General features: G+C 39.5%; 17 protein-coding genes. 3 read left to right on the top strand and 14 right to left on the bottom strand.

The genetic code is table 11. The features are described 5' to 3' along the window. Positions 1-184: 184 nt before the first annotated feature. On the bottom strand, positions 185-685 hold the full coding sequence (locus tag H5087_RS18635) for a lactoylglutathione lyase family protein (protein ID WP_002959229.1): 501 nt from the start codon (positions 683-685) through the stop codon (positions 185-187). Positions 686-799: 114 nt separating this feature from the next. Between H5087_RS18635 and H5087_RS18630 the strand changes: the two genes are divergently transcribed. Then, positions 800-1,666, top strand: coding sequence for a LysR family transcriptional regulator (locus tag H5087_RS18630; RefSeq protein WP_182673001.1), 867 nt, complete (start codon positions 800-802; stop codon positions 1,664-1,666). Between the two features lie 37 nt (positions 1,667-1,703). Here H5087_RS18630 and H5087_RS18625 read toward each other — a convergent pair whose 3' ends face one another. From H5087_RS18625 to H5087_RS18590, 8 genes are all read right to left on the bottom strand, one after another. Further along, positions 1,704-2,783 (bottom strand): heparan-alpha-glucosaminide N-acetyltransferase domain-containing protein, encoded by a 1,080-nt coding sequence (locus tag H5087_RS18625; protein WP_182673000.1) that lies wholly within the window; start codon positions 2,781-2,783, stop codon positions 1,704-1,706. Continuing rightward, a complete protein-coding gene (locus tag H5087_RS18620) occupies positions 2,767-3,405 on the bottom strand; it encodes a hypothetical protein (RefSeq protein ID WP_182672999.1) in 639 nt (212 codons plus the stop codon). Before H5087_RS18620 ends, H5087_RS18625 begins: the two co-directional genes overlap by 17 nt. Then, positions 3,398-5,746 carry a GNAT family N-acetyltransferase gene (locus H5087_RS18615; protein WP_182672998.1) on the bottom strand — a complete coding sequence of 783 codons (2,349 nt, stop codon included), beginning with the start codon at positions 5,744-5,746 and terminating at the stop codon, positions 3,398-3,400. Before H5087_RS18615 ends, H5087_RS18620 begins: the two co-directional genes overlap by 8 nt. Before the next feature lie 25 nt (positions 5,747-5,771). Then, complete coding sequence (locus H5087_RS18610) at positions 5,772-6,950, bottom strand: MFS transporter (protein WP_182672997.1); 1,179 nt, start codon at positions 6,948-6,950, stop codon at positions 5,772-5,774. Next, positions 6,947-8,266, bottom strand: coding sequence for a lysine N(6)-hydroxylase/L-ornithine N(5)-oxygenase family protein (locus H5087_RS18605; protein WP_182672996.1), 1,320 nt, complete (start codon positions 8,264-8,266; stop codon positions 6,947-6,949). The genes H5087_RS18610 and H5087_RS18605 overlap by 4 nt, the downstream gene beginning before the upstream one ends. After that, on the bottom strand, positions 8,266-9,804 hold the full coding sequence (locus H5087_RS18600) for an aspartate aminotransferase family protein (RefSeq protein WP_182672995.1): 1,539 nt from the start codon (positions 9,802-9,804) through the stop codon (positions 8,266-8,268). The genes H5087_RS18605 and H5087_RS18600 overlap by 1 nt, the downstream gene beginning before the upstream one ends. Positions 9,805-10,145: 341 nt before the next feature. Then, positions 10,146-10,823, bottom strand: coding sequence for a haloacid dehalogenase type II (locus H5087_RS18595; RefSeq protein ID WP_182672994.1), 678 nt, complete (start codon positions 10,821-10,823; stop codon positions 10,146-10,148). An 80-nt stretch (positions 10,824-10,903) separates the two neighbouring features. Continuing rightward, positions 10,904-11,680, bottom strand: a complete 777-nt coding sequence (locus H5087_RS18590; RefSeq protein ID WP_182672993.1) for a class III extradiol ring-cleavage dioxygenase — start codon at positions 11,678-11,680, stop codon at positions 10,904-10,906. Between the two features lie 105 nt (positions 11,681-11,785). On the opposite strand from H5087_RS18590, the gene H5087_RS18585 reads away from it, so the two are divergent. Continuing rightward, positions 11,786-12,688: a LysR family transcriptional regulator gene (locus H5087_RS18585; RefSeq protein WP_182672992.1), complete on the top strand. Its 903-nt coding sequence runs from the start codon at positions 11,786-11,788 to the stop codon at positions 12,686-12,688. Between the two features lie 36 nt (positions 12,689-12,724). Here the strand turns inward: H5087_RS18585 and H5087_RS18580 are convergent, their stop codons facing one another. Then, on the bottom strand, positions 12,725-13,606 hold the full coding sequence (locus H5087_RS18580; RefSeq protein WP_182672991.1) for a LysR family transcriptional regulator: 882 nt from the start codon (positions 13,604-13,606) through the stop codon (positions 12,725-12,727). Between the two features lie 90 nt (positions 13,607-13,696). Here H5087_RS18580 and H5087_RS18575 point away from each other — a divergent pair, with 90 nt between their 5' ends. Beyond that, on the top strand, positions 13,697-14,116 hold the full coding sequence (locus tag H5087_RS18575; protein WP_182672990.1) for a PACE efflux transporter: 420 nt from the start codon (positions 13,697-13,699) through the stop codon (positions 14,114-14,116). A 574-nt stretch (positions 14,117-14,690) separates the two neighbouring features. Here the strand turns inward: H5087_RS18575 and H5087_RS18570 are convergent. The 4 genes from H5087_RS18570 to H5087_RS18555 all read right to left on the bottom strand — a co-directional run bounded on the left by H5087_RS18570 (position 14,691) and on the right by H5087_RS18555 (position 22,206). Beyond that, positions 14,691-15,857: an aldo/keto reductase gene (locus H5087_RS18570; protein WP_002959264.1), complete on the bottom strand. Its 1,167-nt coding sequence runs from the start codon at positions 15,855-15,857 to the stop codon at positions 14,691-14,693. A 616-nt stretch (positions 15,858-16,473) separates the two neighbouring features. Further along, positions 16,474-16,665, bottom strand: coding sequence for a DUF3185 family protein (locus tag H5087_RS18565; RefSeq protein ID WP_024596528.1), 192 nt, complete (start codon positions 16,663-16,665; stop codon positions 16,474-16,476). A 50-nt stretch (positions 16,666-16,715) separates the two neighbouring features. After that, entirely contained in the window at positions 16,716-18,182 is a 1,467-nt protein-coding gene (gene rmuC / locus H5087_RS18560; RefSeq protein ID WP_182672989.1) for a DNA recombination protein RmuC, read from the bottom strand. Positions 18,183-19,059: 877 nt separating this feature from the next. Next, entirely contained in the window at positions 19,060-22,206 is a 3,147-nt protein-coding gene (locus H5087_RS18555) for a DEAD/DEAH box helicase (protein WP_182672988.1), read from the bottom strand. Positions 22,207-22,461 lie beyond the last annotated feature (255 nt).

Below are 22,461 nucleotides of genomic sequence, written 5' to 3'. Positions count from 1 at the left end.
TACAGCGTGAACAACTTGTAATTTAAAGCCTAATGAATAATCTCGTTGTGTTCGTTTGAGCGGTGTATTATTTGACTTGGTCATAATAAATCCTAAATGTGTAAACACATTTCAGGACGAGACATCTAAAACAAAAAGGCCGCAGTAATAAATACTGCGGCCTTTGTTTTTAGCTAAGCGCTATTTAGTAAGCGCCTGCGCTGTAAATAAGCTCGTAGCTGTGGCTGTAAATCTCAAGGATGTTACCAAACGGGTCTTCCATGTAGATCATGCGGTACGGCTTTTCACCCGGGTAGTAATAACGAGGGGCTTCCATACGTTTTTTACCGCCAGCTTCTACAATACGCTCAGCTAAACCTTCTACATCAGGGTCTTGAACACAAAAATGAAATATACCTGTTTTCCAGTATTCAAAATTGTCTTTTGGGTTTTCTTGGTTTTTAAATTCGAAAATTTCGACGCCAATACGATCCCCTGTAGATAGGTGCGCTATTTTGAATTTTTCCCACTTTTCGCCAAATACTTCTGTGCACATTTCGCCAATTGGGCTTTTGTCTTCGGTAATTAAAGTCGGTTCCATTATGGTGTACCAACCCATAACTTTAGTGTAAAACTCGACTGCTTTTTCAACGTCGGGAACCGAAATACCAATGTGCGAAAAACTACGTGGATATGTATGACTCATAATGCTTCCTCTTTAAGTTGTGACTTATCTTGTGACTAGTTGATAGAGTTAGTTTACGAATTGAACAATATTAAGTAAAATTATCATTAATCATCATTTTGAGTACGTTTTGTAATGATAAATCCAACATGGTTAAATACGTTTTGTACTTTGGTTGAGGTAAATCATTTTACTCAAACCGCCGAGCGCCTTTTTATGACCCAATCTGGTGTAAGCCAGCACATTAAAAAGCTAGAGCAGCAAGTAAACTGTGCGCTATTGGAGCGCCACGGCAAACAATTTACCCTTACCGTACGTGGGCAAAATTTGTATCAACAAGGCAGCTTGTTATTAAAGGAATGGCAATTTTTAGAACAACAATTAAAAGATGATTTGCCTTACAGCGGCCTAGTAAAAATACAATCGCCTGGTAGTTGTGGGTTACAATTTTATAGCCAATTATTAGCGCTGCAGGCAAAGCATACCGAGCTTAATATTGATTATCGCTTTGCCCCCAATACAAGTGTAGAGCAAGCTGTGGCAAACCACAGTGCCGACATAGGCTTTTTAACTCAAGCTCCGACGCTTAGTGAAGTTACCAGCCACAAAATTGGTAAAGAAGCCTTATTATTAGTAACACCCGCACATATTAAAACCCCAACGTGGGAGGTTTTATGTGAGCTTGGCTTTATTGGCCACCCCGATGCAAAACACCACGCGCAGCTATTACTGAGCGAAAACTACAATGAGTTTGAACATGTTGATCAAATTAAACGCACGGGGTTTTCTAACCAGATAAGTTTAATACTGGAGCCGGTAAGTTTAGGGCTAGGTTTTACGGTTTTACCTGCGCATGCTGTTAGCGCATTTAATAAACCTGCGCTTATTAAAACGCACCACTTAGCTAATCCGATTAGCGAAAATATTTATGTGTGCCATCACCGAAATAGGCCAATGGCAAAGCGCATGAATACCGTAATTGAAGCAATAAAAACAAGCTAGGGCGCGTGTAACTGCGCCCGTAAAGCCCCTTTACAGTTTATGCTGCACGTTTAGGTTTTTGCTTAAAACCAAGTAGGGTTAGCTTTATTTGCAAATACATTTTGTGTACTGCAAAAGTGAGTAAACTCATAAGCGCCATTAGGCACAACGTTGGTACAAGCGACTGCGTATGATAACCAAACACACCCATAAGCCAGCAAATTAGCACCCATTGAATAACATACAAAGCAGTTACATGTTTGCTCGCATACAAAAGAGCGCGGGTAATAGGGCCATTAAATTTATTAGCGATGGTGTATTCTATAAAAGCTAAAGCACATAAATTTATACCAACTAAATAAATAATACCGCCGCCATTTAAATGGAAAAAATTGCCAAACTGCCCCTTAAAATCAGCAATAAGCCACGCCGTACCAATAATTAATAATGCAGCACCTAACTTTGCGCACACGCTAAATAAGTACGCTGCATTATGCTGGCTACTTATGTATAAACGCCCAAGCACGTAGCCCGTTAATATAGCGCTTATCCACGGAAATACCGGAAAATATACTTGGTAGTTATTAGCAAAAAACAAATCGCTAATATAAGGCGAAAGCGCAAACTGCTGCCCCCTTACAAACTGGCTTACAAGTGCAATTGCAATAGCAAAGAATGCAATCCATGTGGTTTTCCAGCGGGCAATATTAAGTGCCCCAAACAGCACTAAGCTCACCCCAGCTAGTTGTAAAATATCACCTGTGAGCACCATAAATTGTAATTGCCCAGCACTCAATGGGCTTTGCCAACCATACGCATTTATAAATGCCTCAGGCATGGTATTAAATACCTCAATGGGTAGCCAAAACTTTGCCGCATTCATTAAATATGCAAGTAGTAAAAGCTGTATGCCGCGCTTAATTAATAACATGGGTGTTTGCCTACGCGAAAGTGCCATAGATAGCCCCATTGCCACTAAAAACGAGGCGGTGCCTTTACCAAGTATATGGATAACTGCGCCGAATAGGCTTTCACTTTGAAGCGCTGTGCTTGAGTACATCCATAACGTGTGGACTAAAATCATAATAAAAACGCTCGCACCTCGGGCAAGGTCAATCGTTTTAAGACGTGTGTTCATTGGTTTTAATATCCTTTTTTGGGCAGGTTTGGCATTTGCTATAACCTGCTAAATAATAACGACAGCACGTTAAGCGATCGGCCGTTAATTTAAATGGAGTGTTTAAATTAAAGTGATTGCTGATTAAATTGTGTAGCTGTTGATGGCAATGTGTAGTGTGATCAGCGCTTGCTAAATTTAAGCTATGTGCACGCTTAAATGCGCTGTTTAGGGTGTCGATTAATAAGCGTCCTTGCTCTTTTTGACCCAGCGCATAATCGTTATTTATCCACTTACCTACACTGTTAATAAACTCAATGAGTGCATTATTTTGCTCAGTTTTGCTTAATAAAGGCGCGCCTGTGAGGCTAAACCCTCGGCTATACGCGCCGCTAATTTTGAGCTGTAACTGCATTGGATTGTGCGCGTTGTGTTTGCACGTATGCCAATAACAATAGGCATAAATAGTTTGCCAACAAAGCTGCAAATATAAATGCCGGCTAATAAATTGCGTAGGCGCATGGGGGTAATGCGCCTTGCAATGATAAGCCAATACATACATCAAATTTAAGCTTGGATGAGCCGCAGTAGCTGGCTCACTTGGGCAAAATAAAAAGTGCGCAAGGGTAACTGGCTTAGCCATACAGCTTTGCCGATACCGGGTTATTTAAACTTCCAGCAAACTGTAAACTGCCTGCAGGGTCGGTTAAATCAACCATTTGTTTATTATTGCCAAGCTGCAAGCGGTTTAAGCAAGAGTGTGCAAATTCATCACTAAAAAAGTCATACTCTTTAAAACGCTCATTTAAGGCCGGGTTAGCTTGTTGATACGCGTTTACACTTTGCGCAACGCCGTGCCAAAAATCGTGTTCGGTAATGCGCGCTTCTCTTACTAAAATAGCGACTAGGTATCTAAAAAAGCAGTCGAATACATCGGTAAATATACTTAGTAATTCAAGCTCTTTAGGCATAGCAATATGAATACGCGACACTTCCTCAGGCAAAGACTCAGTGCTATTAAGCAGCGCGACTTCTTCGCCTATGTCTTTCATGTAAGCGCCTACGGGTACTGAATTTTTAAGTTTTAAAATGAGGTTTTCGCCGTGGGGCATAAACACTAATTTATGGGCATAAAAACAATGCACTAACGGGATAAGATAGGCGTTAAAATAGCTTTGCAGCCAAGCATGTGTGCTTAAACCGCTTTGATCTATTAATGCACCTGCCATACTTTTACCGTTGTTATCTAGGTGCAGCAATGCGGCCATGGTGGTGAGCTGCTCATTATTTTGTAAATTATGGTTTGGGTTTTCGCGCCATAAACACGCAAACATTTTACGGTACGGCGTATCACCGAGTGCGCTTTGCTCAAAGGTGTGATGCGCATACCCTAATGTGGCGTACTCTCTAAGTGCAGTAAAATTGCACGCGCTAAGTGTTGGGTCGTGGTTTACTTTATTAAACACCCAATCATTTATGGCCGGGGTTACCGCCATATAAGCGCGCGAAAGCCCACGCATAAAGCCCATATTTAAAATAGACAGCGCCACTTTTAAATACGGTTTATGCGGGTGCGAGCAGTTATATAATGTACGAATAGATTGCTGCGCTTGATATAAATCGTCGCCTTCACCTAAATACACTAAGCGGTTATTGGCAAACTCATTGGCAAATACCACACTTAATTTATGTTGGTACTGCCAAGGGTGGGCCGGCATAAATAGGTAGTCGTCAGGGTTTAGGTTTTGCGCTTTTAGCGCTTTGTTAAACGCATCACGGGTGGTTAAATCAAGCTCGCCACTAATATGGCTTGGGTAGTCACTAAAGTATTCACTGTGAGCAAAATCACATACTATTTTGTGCGCCGCTAACCACAGCACTTTAAACAGTTTACCCACTTCTGGCGCATAGCGTAAAAAGTCGTTTTTGCTAAAGCCAATTCGACCATTATTAGCCACAAACGCAGGGTGGCCTTCGCTCATTGCAGCTTCTATTTGTTGCAGCCCTAATTTCGCAAGTTCGGCTGCGCTAAGCGTGTTGTTTTCGCGTTTATAACAGGCACTGGCAAGGGTGGCGTTAAGCTCTTCGAGGTAGGTGGCTAAACGCTCGCCAGTTAAACCCAGTGCAGGGCCTTGCACACTAAAAAAGTGCAGTACATCAAGCGCTACTTGCTCGTTGTTAAGGTTATAAAAGCATAAGCTTGGCTCGTCTATATCTATGTGGTTAAGCGCCATAGCGCGGCCATTAAATATAAAACAACCCCCTTCAATATTGACTTTAAAACCTTGTGGGGTTTGCTCTGCAACCAATAAGCGCTCGTGTACAAACTCGCTAATTGCTTTACTTTGTAAGTGCCTGTTTGCCCATTGCCAGTGGTAAAACTTTATATAGTCGGTGTTTATTGGCGTTTGCGATTTGTGATGTAAATCAACATGCGTTTCAAATGCGGCTTTATTACAAAACCCAAGGTATGCGTTTTTATCACCAAGGGTAATTTGCTGGGTATGCACAAAACCTAAACGCTTATTTAAGGCATGAATTTTACTATTGGCAGTATCGGGCTCTACCACTACGCGTGCATCGGCATTATGAGTAAAAATACTGTGCAATACGCACTGCATTATTTCAAAGCTAAAATGGCGTTTTGGCTGTGTATTTGGGGCAAGTAAAATATGCATGCCGGTATCGTTTGGCAGTACCTCATAGGCGGCCGCAAGTAGCTTATCGTGCTTTGGGCTGTAAAGCTCAACAAGGGCAAGCAGCTCATTATTTTGTTCAATAACATACGCATGATGATGCGGGTTGTTTATTATATCTTGGTAGGCGCTGCACATTTGCTCGGGTGTGTGTTTATTCATACCCCAAAAATGCGCATAAGGCAGGGTAAGCCACTGGCAAATGATAGGCATATCGCTTTGCTTTAGTAACCGCATAGTCACATTACCTGTGCGTTGTAACGTGGTTATAAAAGATGAAAAATACATAAAAACTCCTAAATCTTTTTAATTATTAAGTGGTTGTGTGTGCAGTGCGGCCAACAAATTTAACGCGCCATAGCAAAATAGCGCCAAGGCTTGCAAAGCCAATGGCTGCAAAGTAAAAAGGCACGGTGGTATTAAAATATTCCACACTCATACCCACTAATAACGACGCTAAAATAACGCCAATATTTTGCGCAATATGCACTTTGGCAAAGTCACTGCCGTAGTGAGCAGGCTCGCTTTTAGCAAATAACATCACTTCTAATAAAACCATGACCTGAAACAGCGCTATACCGTATAGAATGCGCGAGCTAACAACTAACCACACCGATTCTTGCGCCTGTAAATAAAGCCCAATAGCGCCAAAAATAAGCGCGCACAATAATGTGCTTGTGCGGCTAAGCGTAGGAACAGGTAAGCACTGCCTAAAGTGGTTAAACAACAGCATTAGTAGGGCTGAAAAAGCAGGAATGGCGTACACAAGCGCACTTACAAACGCACTGCTTTGCGCGCTCATTCCTTGCCAATGGGTCGTAAAAAATGGCCTAATTAAAAACGTGCTAAAATAAACCACCACGCTTATAAAGCAAAATTGCCATATAAAGTACGGTGTGCGAGTGCGCGGTTTTTCGCTTTCAATAGCGTGCTGATAAATACCTAGCTTTAAGCTCACCATTAAATAGGCGCACAGCAGCACTTGTATTACATCGCCCGCAGCACTTAATAACAGTGCATAACGCGGTTCGTTTAGACTAAAAAAGTAACCACCCACTAACGCGCCACCAATAGCCCCAAAGTGCATAAGTACCGAAAACAAGCCAATAATAGAAAGGTGCTTACTTTGCTGCTCTAAACGCAGTGCAAACGGGTAAATAAGCAAGTAACTGGCTTTAAGCACCAACATAAGCTGGTAATAAAACCAAAATTCCCACACATTAGTTGCAAAATAACAAAGCAAACCAAAGCAGGCGGCAATCACTTGCGTTACAAGCCAAAGAGCCAGTTCGTGATATTTTTTGGCAACCTTTGCCCACAGGGGCAGCGCGAGCATAACGGTAATACAACAGTTAGCTACAAACACACCAATTAGTGTGGGGTTACTTACAGAAAATTCGCTGGCAAAAAATTGCGGATAAAACGGCAGTAATAAGGTGTCGCACACCACCGAAATAACCGTAAGCAAAATAAGTGCTAAACGTAAACTCATGCGGCGTTACTCTTTTGCTGTGAATGGGTCTCTACATCACTTAAATCAAAACACTGAAAAGCAATTTTTTGCTCAACCTGATACGGCGCATAACCGAGTATTTCGCGCAAAATTATACTGTTGCGATAACACGCCATGCCTAAATCGGGGGTTACAAAACCATGGGTGTGCTGCTCTGCATTTTGTACAAATATACGTTTTTGGTTGCTATCTACCGCATACTCGCGGCTAACTAAATAGCGGCCTTGTTCATCTTCTGGGAGCTGCTGCGCAATAGGGTTTAAAAAAGCGGGGCGCTTGTATTTAAAGCCAGTGGCACAAATTAAGTAATCGGTTTTTATTTCAAAGGCTTCATTAAGCTCCTGATGATAAAACTCAGTAACTAAGCGACCAGCACTTTTACGTGTATTAGTAAGCTTGCTGTTCGTTTTAAATGTGGTAGAAATGGGCCCATCTAGGCTTTGCGCGTAAAGGGTGTCAAAAATGTCATTAATCAAATCGCCATTAATGCCTTTAAATAAGTTTTTTTGATTTTGATTAAGCCAATCTCGTTGCTCGGTTTTTAAATTATAAAAGTAATCAACATATTCAGGTGAGGTCATCTCAAGGGTGAGTTTAGTGTATTCCAGCGGAAAATAACGCGGTGAGCGAGCAATCCAATCTAGTTGCAAACCTTGTGGCACGGCTTGTTGTAATAATGTGTGATAAATTTCAGCAGCACTTTGCCCAGCTCCCACAACCGTAACGCGTTTAGCAGCTTTTAGCTCATCAAGGCGGTGGCAAAAGTCGCTACTGTGCATTACGTTATTAGAATTACTTTGCACTGCACAATCAGGAATATATGGGGCAGGGCCAGTGCCAAGCACTATGTGGCGCGTAACATAGTGTTGCTCCCCATTTGGGGTATTACAGGTAAGGGTATAGCACTGAGTTTGCTGGCAAAATTCAACCTTAGTTACACTTTGCTCAAAGCTTACGTTACTAAGCTGCGAGCACACCCACTGGCAATATAGGTTGTATTCTTTACGTAGTAAAAAAAAGCTCTCGCGAATATAAAATGGGTATAAGCGGTTATTAAGCTTGGCATAATTTAAAAAACTGTACTGGCTAGTAGGATCTGCAAGGGTCACCAAGTCAGACATAAACGGCGTTTGCAAAGTAACACCTTCTAGCATCATGCCTGGGTGCCAATCAAATTGGCTACGCTGCTCTAAAAATAAGCTTTTAACGCCCTCTAATGGTTCACTTAAACACGCTAACGATAAATTAAACGGGCCAAGGCCAATGGCTATAAAATCATAAGGTTGGTTACTCATTATTTTTGCTCCTTATACATTTGCCACGCAATAGTGCTAATTTGTTCAAGCACGGCGCGCACATCGCTCAATTGGCACTGCGCATTGAGTAACGTAAATTTAAGGTAGTGACGGCCGTTAATTTTGGTGCGCGCAATCATGGCTTCACCGGTATTTAAAAATGTTTGGCGAACATGTAGGTTTAGGGAGTCCAGTAGATAGGGGTTATTTCTTAACCCCTCTGGTGCAAAGCGAAATACCAGCGCGCTAAGCTCTGGGTAATTTATAACTTCAAAATCAGGGTGGTCGTTAAGCACAATATGGGTTTGACGAGCAAGCCCAATTACTTTATCAAACGCTCGGCCAAGAGGCGCCTCGCCCATAGTACGCAGTGTTAACCAAAGTTTTAAGGCATCAAAACGGCGTGTGGTTTGTAAGCTTTTATCAACTAAATTTGGCGTGCCATTGGCGGCTTCAGCTAATGGGTTTAGATAGTCGGCGTAAAGGGTAATATGGCTAAAGTGGCGTTTTTCACTTAATAAAAAAGCACTACAGCTAACCGGCTGCATAAATGATTTATGGTAATCAATGGTAATTGAATCTACTTGTTCTATACCGTTTAAGGCACTACGGTGATGCTCGCTTACTAGTAACCCGCCGCCGTATGCGCCATCAACATGGCACCAAAGCTGCTCTTTTTTAGCAAGTTTTGCTATCTCTTCAATCGGGTCAATTGAGCCGAAATCGGTTGTTCCTGCGGTAATTACCACAGCGATAGGTAAATCGCCCTTAGCTTTAGAATCTGCAATTGCGTGGTTAAGTGCGTCCATATCCATTTGCATTTTATTGTTTGTAGCCACGGGCACTACCGCGTTATAACCAAGGCCCAGTAATGCCGCTGCCTTTTGAATACTAAAATGCGCCACCTCAGAGCAATAAATACGAAATCGCGAGGCTACATCCGGCAAACCTTGCAGTTTTACTTCGTGATTTGGTGCATAAAGGCTCACTGCGACTTCGCGTGCAACTAGCATTGCCATTAAGTTCGATTGCGTACCACCGCTAGTAAAAACGCCATCAGCAGTGCTAGGTAATTTTGCCTTTTCACAGCTCCAATCAATTAGTTTTTGTTCAATAAGGGTCGCGCCAGCGCTTTGATCCCAAGTATCTACCGAGGTATTAATTGCGCCAATGATGTGCTCTGCTACAACTGCAGGGTATGTAACAGGGCAATTTAAATGCGCCATATAACGCGGGTGATGAAAATATACAGCGTGATCTAAATACACACTTTTAAGCTCGTTTAATACCGCAGGAAAATCAGCAAGAGGTTTGGCTAAATCTACATTATTAACAGTGGCGGCAAGCGTATTAACCGACACACCAGAAAACGGCTTTTGCGCTTTAGCCATGGCTTGTTGTACAGCCGAAAGCCCCTGCAGCGACGCTATTTGATAATTAATAAACTGATCGAGATTAAATTGCGGCGGTAGGCCATTTTGCTCAAATAAAGATTGGTTTTGGATAGGGCTGAGCTGTGCAGTTTGTAATTGTGACATATTTCGCTCCTTGGTGCTTATTTGGGTTCAAGGATCTTAATGGTAATAATTTGCATTATCAATAATGATTAAGGACTAAATATAGGGTTATTATCGTACTTAAGGGAAAGTAATTAGTTATAAGGGATTACTTTTAAAACTACCGATGTATATAAAATGAGTTATGCAAATATTTAAAGCGCATACTATTTAATTAGGTTTTTAATAATGTGATATTTTAAAAAAGTGAGGAGAGGTAAGTTACAACAGGCATATTATAAGTGGCTAACAAATTTAAAAAGTGGACCCCATTTACAGCTAGGTTTACACCTAAAACTGTAAATTGGGTATAAAAGTACGGCTTAGTTAACGCTTTCTAATTTTGCTTTTAAATCGAGTAAATCGGTTGCGATTCTATTTGGCTGTATTTCCCACGGATCAAAAATAGATTCTTTAGATCGTTGAATCCACGCCGCGCGCATACCGTGCGATATAGCACCGGTTACATCAAACGGGTTACTTGATACAAGCCACGTGTTTGCTCCTGTTGAATTAGTTTCGCGTAAAAAGTGGCTATAAACGCCTGGGTTTGGTTTAAAGGTTTTAACGTCGTCAGCACTTACTACCCCTTCAAAAAGCTCACTAATGCCAGCGGTTTCTAATAAAGTATGAACTGCGTCGGCAGCGCCGTTTGAAAATGCAAACAAACGGTAATCCTTCGCTTTTAATTGCTCAAGGCCTGCTTTTACATCATCGAACGCAGGAAGCGTTTTATAAAGCTCTAGCAGTTGCTCCTTTTGCTCTTCACTTAGCTCGGTTTTGTACGCTAAGCAGGCGTAATCGAGTGCGTGTTTTGTACATAGCGAGAAAGGAATATAATTTTGCATTAATCCACGTCTAAATGAATACTCTAATTGCTTTTCGCGCCATGTATTTGAAAATGCTTCGGCGTTATCGCCAATCATGTCGTCGAGTAAGGACAGTACGCCGTGAGTATTTATTAGCGTACCGTATACGTCAAATGCAAGTGTAGTTGCCATGTTTGCTCCGCAATAAAATAAATTAAGTTGGTTTTACAGTACTTGCTTACAGCTTAACTTGATTTGAACGAACGCTCAAATTAATAAAACTTGTATGCATCAAGCGCTAAAATATCCATTTCTATACCTTCATATATTTTTTCGGCTTTACCGTCACCACTACCAAGCGCTGCAAAAAGAGGTAAAAAGTGCTCCTGGGTAGGGTGATTAAATAAAGCATGGGGTGCTTCATCTAAATAGTTAAGTAACGCTTGGGTGTTTTGCGCTATTAATTTTTGCTCAACCCAATGGGTAAACTCATTAACCATTTGAACACGGTTAGGTGTAGCAGGGCTTTTAAATATTTCACGTAGATTGTGACTAATACCGCCTGAGCCAATAATTAATACGTTATCGCTGCGCAGTGGTGCAAGTAACTGCCCGTACTTATACATCGCCTGAGCGCCCAAACGCGTGTTAATAGACACCTGAACAATGGGAATATTAGCTGCTGGATACATTAAGCGCAGCGGGATCCACACACCATGATCCCACCCTTGATCTGCACTTTGCACCGTTTTAATACCCGCTTTGTAAAAGTACTCACTAATAGTATTAGCTAGCTTAGGGTCTCCTGGTGCTGGGTATTGAATTTCATACAGGGGCTTGGGGAAGTTATAAAAGTCGTGAATAGTATGCGGCGCATCTCCTGATGTAATAACTATATCGTGCGCTTCATCAAAGTGGGCAGAAAACACCACAATAGCTCGTGGTTTACTAAGCGTTTGACCTATTGATGCAAGAAAATCTGACGTAGCCGATTGCTGTACAGCCATCATTGGCGAACCGTGAGATATAAATAAAGCAGGCTGAGTCATACTAAAACCTTAAACAAATAGACGTGTTATAAACACTATATAAGTTTCTAATTTGACGATAAATATGATACTTATTTATACATTATCAACAAAGTATTGTTAAAGATGGATAAACTCACCACCATGAAGACCTTTTTAGCCGTCGTGCAAGAAGGATCATTTTCAAAAGCGGCCGATAAACTCGGTATTTCGCCGCAGTTAGTCAGCAAATATATTTCTGCGCTGGAAGATAATCTACGCACGCGTTTATTACACCGTACAACGCGAAAAGTAAGTGTTACAGAGGCTGGAAATCAATATTATCAGCGTTGTCAGCAAGTGATTATTGATATTGAAGACATGGAAAACTCACTAAACAACTTAAGCGAAAGTGTATCGGGTGTGCTTAGTATTAGTGCGCCTATGTCGTTTGGTACTAAGCATTTAGCAGGTTTGTTGGTTGATTTTCAAAAGCAGTATCCAAATTTAAAGTTAGATTTACGGCTCACCGACCAATATGTAGATATAGTAGAGCAGGGTATTGATATTGCTCTACGTATTGGCGTATTAAAAAACTCAACGCTCATAGCTAAAAAAATTGCCCCTATACGTTTAGCTGTATTTGCGTCACCCGACTATTTAGAACGCCATGGCACGCCACAAACGCTTTTAGATTTACAGTCACATAATTATTTACGCTATTCCCACAGCGAACCCACAAAGCGATTATTTGGGGTTAATGAGTTAAAAAGCGAGCTAAAGCTTGAAAGTAACTTTGTGGCTAACAATGGTGATTTGCTACTAAATACAGCCATTGCGGGTGGTGGTATTGCTATGCAGCCCACATTTATAGCAGGGGAAGCACTGGCTCAAAGTAAAGTAGTGCGCATTTTAAATGACTACGAACCCGAGCCAATGGGGCTTTACATGGTGTATGCAAACAGACAGTTTTTACCCAGTAAAGTACGTGCGTTTGTTGATTTTGCAAGTGGCTATTATGGCGATACACCTTACTGGGATTTAGCGTAATAAAAAGTAAACCGCCTAACAGGCATTATATAAAAGCTAAGTTTTTAAAAAATTCCGTAGTAAATTTCTTAGTACTTTAAACACCTCTTGATTACTGTGTTGCTGATGCTGTAATACATCAACATTAGCCAACCAACCCATTTCTTCAAACTCAAGAGGAAGTTTAACCAGCTCACCACTTTGTACTGCATCTACAGCTACATGGTTTGGTAATAAGCACCACCCGTTACCTTGTATTGCTAGCTCGAGTAATACAAAGTAATTATCGGCATACCAAATCTCTGGGCTAATTTTTAGCTGAAAGCTACTTGTTTGCGTATTGCGAGAACGAAGAAGAAGTTGTCGATGTAGCCGAAGGCCATCCATATTTTCACATCTGATCCCCGCTAAAGGGTGCGATTTAGCAACATATAAATCAAATTTTACCGATCCAATACATTCATAGTCCAAGTAGCTCGGTATATTTAATTCACTAAAAATAATACCCGTTATAGGCTTTTCGCTGTTTAGCATGTCAATTATGTCATGGCTGGATGCACTTAAAAACTCAAGCGATACGTAAGGATACTTACTTTGCAGCTTGCTAATAATACTTGCGATAGTTTTAAACGGGATCCCTTCGTCAAGTGCGATAGTGATTTCGGTTGGTGTTTTTTCGTTTAGTGCTAATGCAGAGTTTGTTAATCGCTGGTGTTGATTAAGCACGGCCTTAGCCTGGGGTAGTAACTGTTTACCGGCTTCGGTTAATTGTGGATAGCGCCCTGTGCGCTCAAATAATGTCGCATTACAGTCTATTTCTAAATTAATAATATGCTGGCTTATTACCGACTGCGCTTTACTTAAACCGCGCGCAGCAGCTGAAAACGATCCAGCTTCAACGGTAGCCACAAATGCTTGAAGCTGCTCAATACTAAACATATCGCTTTTCCCGATACTAAGTAACTAACACATATCTTTATAATGAATGAAAATACAGCCATCGTCATCAACTTAAGAAGTTATTTATATATGAACACAGCAGAACGTATTTTTCAGGCGCTAATATTTGAGATGATAGCATTATCTTTTGTTGTACCTGCATCATCTTATTTTGGTGGGTTTGCAACAGGAAAAATGGCAATAGTAGGTGTTGGTTTATCAATCTTCGCCATGCTTTGGAATTACATTTACAACATAGTGTTTGATAAAATAGTTGGGCATAACCGAATAGAGCGAGGTTTGGTAACCCGCATTACGCATGCATGTGGCTTTGAGCTGGGTATGTTAGTAATAACGCTGCCAATACTTGCTTGGTATTTAAATATTACATGGCTAGCCGCTACAGCATTAGAAGCTGGCTTTTTAGTGTTTATACTCATATACACGTATATTTTTAATGTGTTGTACGATAAGTACCAACCTTACAAAAAATGGGTTAATAAATCATAATGTGCTTGATGTTTTTAAGTTTATAAAAGCGAAGTTGTGAGGTATTGAGATCGTTTTGACAAAAGCGCAATGGCAATAAATAACGGTAAATGTGGCTTTTAATTAAACCAATTAGCACTGCTCAATTGACTAAGTAGTGCTAATTTACTATTTGCACAATTTACCGGCTAACTGTAATGGGGGTTTACAGTAACTTTTTGCTTTATATATTTAGCCCTTTCAATATATTCCATACGCTCTCACCACTAGGATGAAGTGCAGCATGATACCGATATGTGTTATATGTAATAGGCACATAATAATGCTTTTGGCCAACCACAACTAAACAATCCTCTTTTAGCATACTCACTGTGATGTTCATTTGATTTATAAGGTTACGAGCTGTTATATGTAATATTTTACTGCTTGAGGTAGTGTAATCGGTAGATTTTTCCTGCCTATTAGCTCTGCGCCTTGTGTCTATTATTTATCGAGACACAAGATGTATAGCTTGCTCACGCGAGAAGCGTTGCTTAAAAATAAACCATATATTAGCTATGAATAAGTGTGCCAAGCAAATGGCACACCTATTGTGTTATGCCGGTATGGGGGCGTTTTGGGCAATAAGCTGTTTAGATTTCAACTCACTCCAAAATTCGCTTGGTATGGTAACTTTCATTGAGGCTACATTAGCTTTAATTTGCTCCTCCGTGCGTGCCCCAGGAATAATTGAGGATACCGTTGAAGGCGCTTCTGCAAACTGCAGTGCAGCTGTTTTAATATCAATCCCATGTTTAGATGCAATGTCGCTTATTGCATTAAACTTTTGCTGCATAGGCCCTGGAATTTTAGGAGAATAATTAAAGCGGTTACGACCGGCTAAAAAACCACCATTAAGCGGCGCACCAATGACTGCTGAAATACCTCGTTTATCAAGCATAGGAAAGGTTTTATCAAGTGCCTGCTTGTGATCTAAAATTGAATATTGCAGCGCTAGTAAGCAAATATCTGGGTCTGACATATCAAGCGCTTTATAAACAGCATGAGGTGTATTTACTCCAAAACCCCAGCCTTTAATTATTCCTTCATCACGCATTTTAGTCAGCTCAGGAATAGCACCTTTAGCCGCTTGATCAAAATACTTAAGCCAGTCATCTCCCATATCGCTGTTTTGTGGTGATAAATCGTGAATATAGACAATATCGAGTGAGGCGACACCAATACGATGCAAAGTATCTTCTATTGAACGGCGCGTGCCTGAGGCTGAATAATCATACTTATAATGAAACGGTGAGTGATCAGCCCAATGCCAACTATTTTCTAAAGGCTCTGCTGAAGGGGTAAGAAGGCGACCTACTTTTGAGGATAAAACATAATCTTCACGCTTTTTGTTTCGAAGTAAATCACCGAAGCGCCTTTCGCTTAAACTCAAACCGTAAAAAGGTGATGTATCAAAATGACGAATACCAGAATCCCATGCTGCATTTAGCATTGTTAAAATTTCTGTATCGCTTGATATAGTATTAAAGCCATTCCCGGCGGCAAGGCCGCCCAAGCCCATTCTTGATTCCGGCCGGTAATGCTTAGCGTTAGTAACATCGTTTGTGGGTAGAGCAGCGCTTTTATCTATTGATCCTTTAGTTTGCATAACACTGCCGTTAGACATTTTTACCTTTAGTTGCTCAGCCAAAGCTGAAGCACTAAAAATAGAGCCTAAACTTAAAGCAGCCCCTGCTTTAATAAAATTTCTGCGAGATACCATGTGACTATTCTCCTTGAGTAGGTTAAATATCTACGCTCTAAGCTAGTATAAATAACAACCAAACTCAAGCAAGGAGAATACAATAAATGACAATACTATCAATAAGATATATAAATTAACAAACACTGAACAGACGTTTGAATTAACATTTAAAACTGATTATTTTCTTTACTCGTATGGTCCTTTTAAATGCACAAAACAGTGCACTTTAATAGCTTGATAAAAAAGCATACTTCCAAATTGGTGCACGCTTTAATACTCATTTATACAACATAAAATGGTTACATTTATTAGATATGTACAAATTAGTAGACAAAACCGTAATAAATTTAAGATGCACAAATAATCTCACTAGCAAAGCAATTGCAGCAACACTTAGCTAATTTAACCGAGCGTAGTTGAAATAATTGGGGTAAATATTCCAAAAACGTTTATTATTAAAGGCTTGCCTTGCAATACACGGCGTATTTTACTCTTTCACAATGCAATTGCTGGCAAGCCCTGTAAGAGTTTTATCTTGCCAAGTAACACTGTGCAGTGCAGCAAATTGCAACTAAATTCAACGTAGTTAGCGCTGAAAATAGCTGCTTAAATAGATCTATTATTCAAGTTCAGGTTACTTGAGCTTTTTAATACCAATTAACACACAGATGGCACCGCCAATAATACCCGCCCATGCTTCTATTGGTGTGTCGCCACTAAATGCACGGCTAAGCTGCGAAGCCGCCGCATCATACACGTCGTATCCCCACATAATTAAAGCGATACCTATAACGATTAAAACAATTCCTACAATCTTATTATTCATAAATATCCTTAAGGTTTAACTTACATAAACTAAATAAAAATAAATCAGGGTTAATCTAATTCTAATTGAGCACGTTCTACGCTCTCACTAGGTAACTCTTTTTGTACCGATACACCTAGCTCTTTAAACTCTGATGCTTGTTTAATTAAATTACCTTTACCGCGGTATAGCTGCGAGAACGCTTTGTCGTAACTTTCTTTCGCTTTATCAAGCTGCTTACCTACGCCTTCCATACTCAATAAAAAACCATTGAGCTTGTTATAAAAACGCTCCGCTCGACTTGCCAGCTCTTTTGAGTATTTGGTTTGCTCTTCAAAACGCCATAACTGTTTAACAATATTTAAACTAGTAAGCAGGGTGGTGGGTGTAGCTACCAGTATATTTTTTTCGATTGCTTGTTGGTAAATATCGCTTTGATATTTGAGTGCTTCTACAAAAGCTGATTCTATTGGTACAAACATAACCACCACTTCTGGCGAGTTAATACCTGGTAAGCGGTCGTACGATTTACTCGCAAGTTCATTAATACGCGCTGTAACGGCGTTTACATGCTCTTTAATTGCTTGATTAGCATCTAGATCATTTTCAGCATTCACGTAGCGTGTATAGGCATTTAATGAAGTTTTAGCATCAATAACTAAGTGGCGACCCTGTGGTAAGTACACAACTACATCAGGGCGCAAGCGGCCATCTTCAGTGTTAAACGACACTTCGCGCTTATAATCAACGCCTGCACGTAAGCCAGCACTATCTAATACGTTTTCGAGCATAAGCTCGCCCCAATTACCTTGGGTTTTCTTTTGCCCTTGTAGGGCGTTACTGAGCTTGTCGGCTTGATCTGTTATAGCTTGGCTTTTAGCTTGCAAATGCAGTAGCTCGGTTTTGAGCGCAGTGCGTTGTTTTATATCTTCAACGTGCATTGATTCCATTTTTTCTCTAAAGCCTTTTAGCTCGCCTTGAACTGGTTTTAATAATTGCTCAATGCTTTCTTGATTTAAGGTTTTAAAGCTTTGTGATTTTTCTTCTAGAATTTTATTGGCTAGGTTTTCAAACTCTTTTTTAAGCGTATTTTTACTTTGCTCAATTTGCGCGAGTTGCTCGCTAAAGTTTTGCTGTTTTTGCTCAAGGGTAGTGCGCATATTATTATATTCAACATCGCGCTGATTATATTGCTCACGAAGCGCTGCCAGCTCGCCTTCGGCTTTACGCCAAAAGTGATTGTATTGAATGCTTTGTTTTTCTTGTTCGCTAAAACGCGTTTTAAAATGCTGGGCTTCATCGCGCTGCTCTTGGTGAGTATGTTCTAGCAGTTCATGATCTTCTAGCAAGGCGCTGTATTGCAGCTCTTTATTATCAAATTGGTTTTGTAACAGGGAAAGCTGTTGCTGCTGTTCGCTTATTTGTAGATGTAGCTTTTTGCGAAGCCGTGTTGATACAGCGCCGTAAAATAGGACGCCTAAAGCAACACCAGCACCAGCGCTTAACCAATCAATATTAGTGAGTACTTGAGTGAGCATAAAATAAACTTATAAAATTTAGAGACATGCCATCATAACCAATAACCAACAACAGAAGTAGGGGGAGTTAAGAAATTACAGACATAAAAAAACCAGCTTAAAATAAGCTGGTCAAATATTACTAAGTTAAGTAATCAAAGGGATAATCAACATGTGCCCGAGCAAGCTGCAACCTAAATACATAATCACCAAAATAACTAATATTATTAGGTGAGGCTATATAACAACAGGCATTAGAGTAGACCGGATAACAAAATAATTAATTCAAATTAATTTGCGGAAGATCAATTATTTTTATTTGGGTTGATTTAAACAAATCAAATTATGGGCATAAAAAAAGCCAGTTCAAAATGAACTAGCTCAATCATTACTAAAATTAGTAACTAAATAGGGGGAATCAACATGAAAACTTGTATTAACTGCAATTAATCAACAAGCATAATAGTAGACGCGTCTTTTTTAATTAAGTTCAAAAAAATAAAAAACTTTTAAAATAAGTGCTGAACGCTAAATTTTAGACATAAAAAAAGCCAACTCAAAATGGGCTGGCTCAATCATTACTAAAATTAGTAACTAAATAGGGAATCAACATGAAAACTTGTATTAACTGCAATTAATCAACAAGCATAATAGTAGACGCGTCTTTTTGAATTAAGTTCATAAAAAAATAAAAACTTTTAAAATAAGTGCTGCACGCTAAATTTTAGACATAAAAAAAGCCAACTCAAAATGGGCTGGCTCAATCATTACTAAAATTAGTAACTAAATGGGAAATCAACATGATGCTTGTGTTAACTGCAATTAATCAACAAGCATAATGATAGACGTCCGCTTTTTAATTAAGTTCATAAAAAGATCAAAACTTTTTAGATCTTTTTTAGTTTTTAATTAATGACAACATTTGCTGCTCATCAAACTTTGTAAAGCTCATTGATTTATCGGTAAATAATGCATCAACAAGGGCTTGCTTGTCTTGCTGCATTTTAAATACTTTTTGCTCTATTGAGTTACTCATTATGAGCTTATAAACAAATACAGGATTAGTTTGACCAATACGGTAGGCTCTATCAGTCGCTTGCTTTTCTACTGCGGGATTCCACCATGGATCAAAATGAATAACAGTATCTGCTTGTGTTAAGTTAAGGCCTGTTCCACCGGCTTTTAAACTAATTAAAAACACGGATGTTTTACCACTGGTAAACTCGTCGATTACTTTATCTCGTTGACGCGTTTGCCCTGTAAGCATACTAAAGTTAATGTTTATTTCTTCAAGGCGTTGGGCTATTAAATCGAGTGCCGATGTAAACTGACTAAATATAATAATCTTACGACCTAGGCTTAGCATAAGCGGTAAGTGTGTTGTTAACCATTCAAGCTTAGCGGAGCCTGCTTGAGTATCTGGATCTATTAATTTAGGGTGGCAACAAATTTGCCTTAACTTTAAAAGCGCCTCTAAAAATGCAAGCTTACTTTTTTGTGCGCCTTGTTCGGCAAATAAGTCTATTAGCTTCTCTTCTAATGAACGTGTAATGCCTTGGTACATTTCTTTTTGCTTAGGCTCAAACTCAAACTCTTTTGTTAGCTCTGTTTTTTCAGGTAACTCTTGCGCTACTTGTGCTTTAGTGCGGCGCATTATAAAGGGCATAATTAACGCTTTTAACTGCTCAGCCCTCTGCATATCAGCTTCACGCTCAATAGGTGTTTGAAAGTGCTGCTTAAAGTGGGCTTGAGACCCAAGTAACGATGGCATAGCAAAATCGAGTAACGATTTAAGCTCAAGTAAATTATTCTCGATTGGAGTACCACTTAAACAAAGTTTAAAGTCGGCATTTAAGCGTTTAACTAATCGTGAGACCTGTGCGGTATCGTTTTTAATGTATTGTGCTTCATCGAGGATAATATTTTCAAAATATAATGGCGAATAATATGCAATATCACGCTTTAAAAGCGGGTATGTAGTAAGAATGCATTGCGCTTGTGCTAAGTGTTGTAAAGGATCGTTACGGTTTGATCCAAAAATAGTGGTTACTTTTAAACTTTTAGCAAACTTAGTGATTTCGTTTTTCCAATTACTCACCAAGCTAGTTGGGCACACTATAAGTGTAGGGCCTGCTTGAGGGCGGTTAAATGTACTCGCTAAAAATGCAATAACTTGGAGTGTTTTACCCAACCCCATGTCGTCAGCTAAAATACCACCTAATTGATGACGTTTTAAAAAGCTAAGCCAATCAACGCCTTGCTGTTGGTACTCACGAAGTGTTACAGAGTCATTTAAGCCATGTAATGAAACCTTAGGCATTGCCTTATCGGTATTATTTAACTCTTGTAAATATAGCTCAAGTGAATCGTCGTGAAGCTCTACGTTAATAGCTGTGTGCTTTACTAGTTCAGGTAAATACGAAAGCGGAATATTAAATTCGTCACGTGTTTTTACAAATTCAAAGCGTTCTTTAAATTCGTTTAATAAGTTAATGGCAGACTTATTAATAACCCCAAATTGACGACCAAGCGGGTAGTAATAAAACAGTTCACTTTGGCGATTCAATGACTGATAAAGCGAATCAGCATTAGTAAACAACAGCGCTGCTTTTGCGTCACACAACAATACTTTGCAGTGCATTTGATGCCCTGCTGCACGGTGTACATGTAAACTCACTTCACATTGTGGATTAGGGCTTGTTACTTTACTTACACTGACTTGCCAACCACGCTGCTTAAAGCCAGGAAATACTTCGTATATTAGCCAATGCAAATGGATAGGAGATTGCTTTGTAAATACAAGCTCACTTTGTAAACCCCCTTTACAAAATTCAAACCCTAGATTGATTAGCTCGTTAGTTACGGTGTTTTCAAATGCGCTATTTATAGTACTTGCTGGGGCAGCACCAGCTAAATAGTTTTTATTTTTATACTTAAATAACAGCGAAAGTGATAAACCTTGCTCGCCCATTATTACTTTTAAAACAGCATTACTAGATAGCTTAGGTAACGTTGGCTGCAAGTTAGTAGGGTGCGGTATAACACCTGCACCAAAGTTATCTGCAAGTTGTTTGTATATTCTGTCAAAATTAGCGTCATGCAAAGCAGGCATAGTTTGTAAATGCGCTATTTCGTCTGCACTCAATGGTGTACGAAGACGACCCGCTTTTAAATGATCTAAATCGAGGTAAGTAGGCGGTGTTGTTTTTAATAAAGCCCAGTTTTGGGTTTGCTCGAGCTTAATAACTAATTGTGATAGATCTTTATCTTGCTCCCAACTAAAACTCAATGCTTGGCCAGATTGCGCTTTAATTGGCACGCGAGAGCGCTGAAAAAACAAGCGCTCAGTAGCTATCAATTGTTGTAGGGCACTAAAGCCCCATTGGCCTTTTAGCTCAATACTTCCTACTGCATTTTGTGAACGTATCCAACTAAATAATCTAAAATCACTTTCGAGTAAATCATTTGGCGTTACGAAACTATTTAACTGTTGCTCAGTGAGGTTTCGGCCTAACGTGTAATTCTTTTTAGTCTCAAAATTAGCTATTTTAGGTGTTAAAAATACTTTGTTATTTTCAATATCTAATACAAATAATAATACTTGCGACGGTGTATGTTGATCACCACTTTTAAGAGCGCTTAATTCACTAAACCAATCATTAATGAAGTAATCTTCACCGTATTCACCAGAGTGCTCTATTTTAAGCTTAAACAAAATAGCAGCTAAATGTCGGCATTTGGTTTTTGCATTACATGTACAGTGTGTATCAACAGAATAACCAGTTGGTACTTTACTGATCTCAATACGTTGGTTAAATGATGATCCGTTATCCACTTGCACGGTAGAGTCTACAACAGAAAAATTAGGGGTATGCTCTAGCCAGGTGATTTGACCTTTCTTGTAGTACTCTTTGCCTTTATCTAAGACATTTTCGCGAAAAAGTTTTTTAATAAAGCGTTCAGAAAGAGGAAACTGGGTAGCCTGCTCATTTTTAATTTCTTCAAAAATAGCCATTAAATCATTTTTTGATAAGTTAGCAGACATGTCACTCTAAGCATTAAATTTTAAAAATAATTCTGCCAGTATATGCCTTATGTGCTCTGAGCTAAAGCACTATTAACAAGATATAAACTGGTTGGAGCTGATAGCTTAGTAAAAAATCGGTTTATAGGTAAAAATGAGTATAAAATTTCGCAAAATATTAGGCACTACACACAAATATAAAGATTAAACGACACGTTATAGATCACAATTTTACTAACAATAATAATAAACCAAGAGCAAATAGCTAAAAGGGGG

It is taken from the genome of Pseudoalteromonas sp. SR43-7 (genome assembly GCF_014163785.1).
Lineage (GTDB): Bacteria > Pseudomonadota > Gammaproteobacteria > Enterobacterales > Alteromonadaceae > Pseudoalteromonas > Pseudoalteromonas distincta.
This window is presented reverse-complemented; position numbering and strand designations above follow the sequence as displayed.

Bases quoted from the DNA above. Each gene is read 5' to 3' on its own strand.
- H5087_RS18575 (WP_182672990.1), top strand. From the start codon at position 13,697: ATGAACACAGCAGAACGTATTTTTCAGGCGCTAATATTTGAGATGATA.
- H5087_RS18630 (WP_182673001.1), top strand. From the start codon at position 800: ATGATAAATCCAACATGGTTAAATACGTTTTGTACTTTGGTTGAGGTA.
- H5087_RS18610 (WP_182672997.1), bottom strand. From the start codon at position 6,950: ATGAGTTTACGTTTAGCACTTATTTTGCTTACGGTTATTTCGGTGGTG.
- H5087_RS18615 (WP_182672998.1), bottom strand. From the start codon at position 5,746: ATGTATTTTTCATCTTTTATAACCACGTTACAACGCACAGGTAATGTG.
- H5087_RS18605 (WP_182672996.1), bottom strand. From the start codon at position 8,266: ATGAGTAACCAACCTTATGATTTTATAGCCATTGGCCTTGGCCCGTTT.
- H5087_RS18600 (WP_182672995.1), bottom strand. From the start codon at position 9,804: ATGTCACAATTACAAACTGCACAGCTCAGCCCTATCCAAAACCAATCT.
- rmuC (WP_182672989.1), bottom strand. From the start codon at position 18,182: ATGCTCACTCAAGTACTCACTAATATTGATTGGTTAAGCGCTGGTGCT.
- H5087_RS18590 (WP_182672993.1), bottom strand. From the start codon at position 11,680: ATGACTCAGCCTGCTTTATTTATATCTCACGGTTCGCCAATGATGGCT.
- H5087_RS18555 (WP_182672988.1), bottom strand. From the start codon at position 22,206: ATGTCTGCTAACTTATCAAAAAATGATTTAATGGCTATTTTTGAAGAA.
- H5087_RS18570 (WP_002959264.1), bottom strand. From the start codon at position 15,857: ATGGTATCTCGCAGAAATTTTATTAAAGCAGGGGCTGCTTTAAGTTTA.
- H5087_RS18635 (WP_002959229.1), bottom strand. From the start codon at position 685: ATGAGTCATACATATCCACGTAGTTTTTCGCACATTGGTATTTCGGTT.
- H5087_RS18595 (WP_182672994.1), bottom strand. From the start codon at position 10,823: ATGGCAACTACACTTGCATTTGACGTATACGGTACGCTAATAAATACT.
- H5087_RS18625 (WP_182673000.1), bottom strand. From the start codon at position 2,783: ATGAACACACGTCTTAAAACGATTGACCTTGCCCGAGGTGCGAGCGTT.
- H5087_RS18585 (WP_182672992.1), top strand. From the start codon at position 11,786: ATGGATAAACTCACCACCATGAAGACCTTTTTAGCCGTCGTGCAAGAA.
- H5087_RS18620 (WP_182672999.1), bottom strand. From the start codon at position 3,405: ATGGCTAAGCCAGTTACCCTTGCGCACTTTTTATTTTGCCCAAGTGAG.
- H5087_RS18580 (WP_182672991.1), bottom strand. From the start codon at position 13,606: ATGTTTAGTATTGAGCAGCTTCAAGCATTTGTGGCTACCGTTGAAGCT.
- H5087_RS18565 (WP_024596528.1), bottom strand. From the start codon at position 16,665: ATGAATAATAAGATTGTAGGAATTGTTTTAATCGTTATAGGTATCGCT.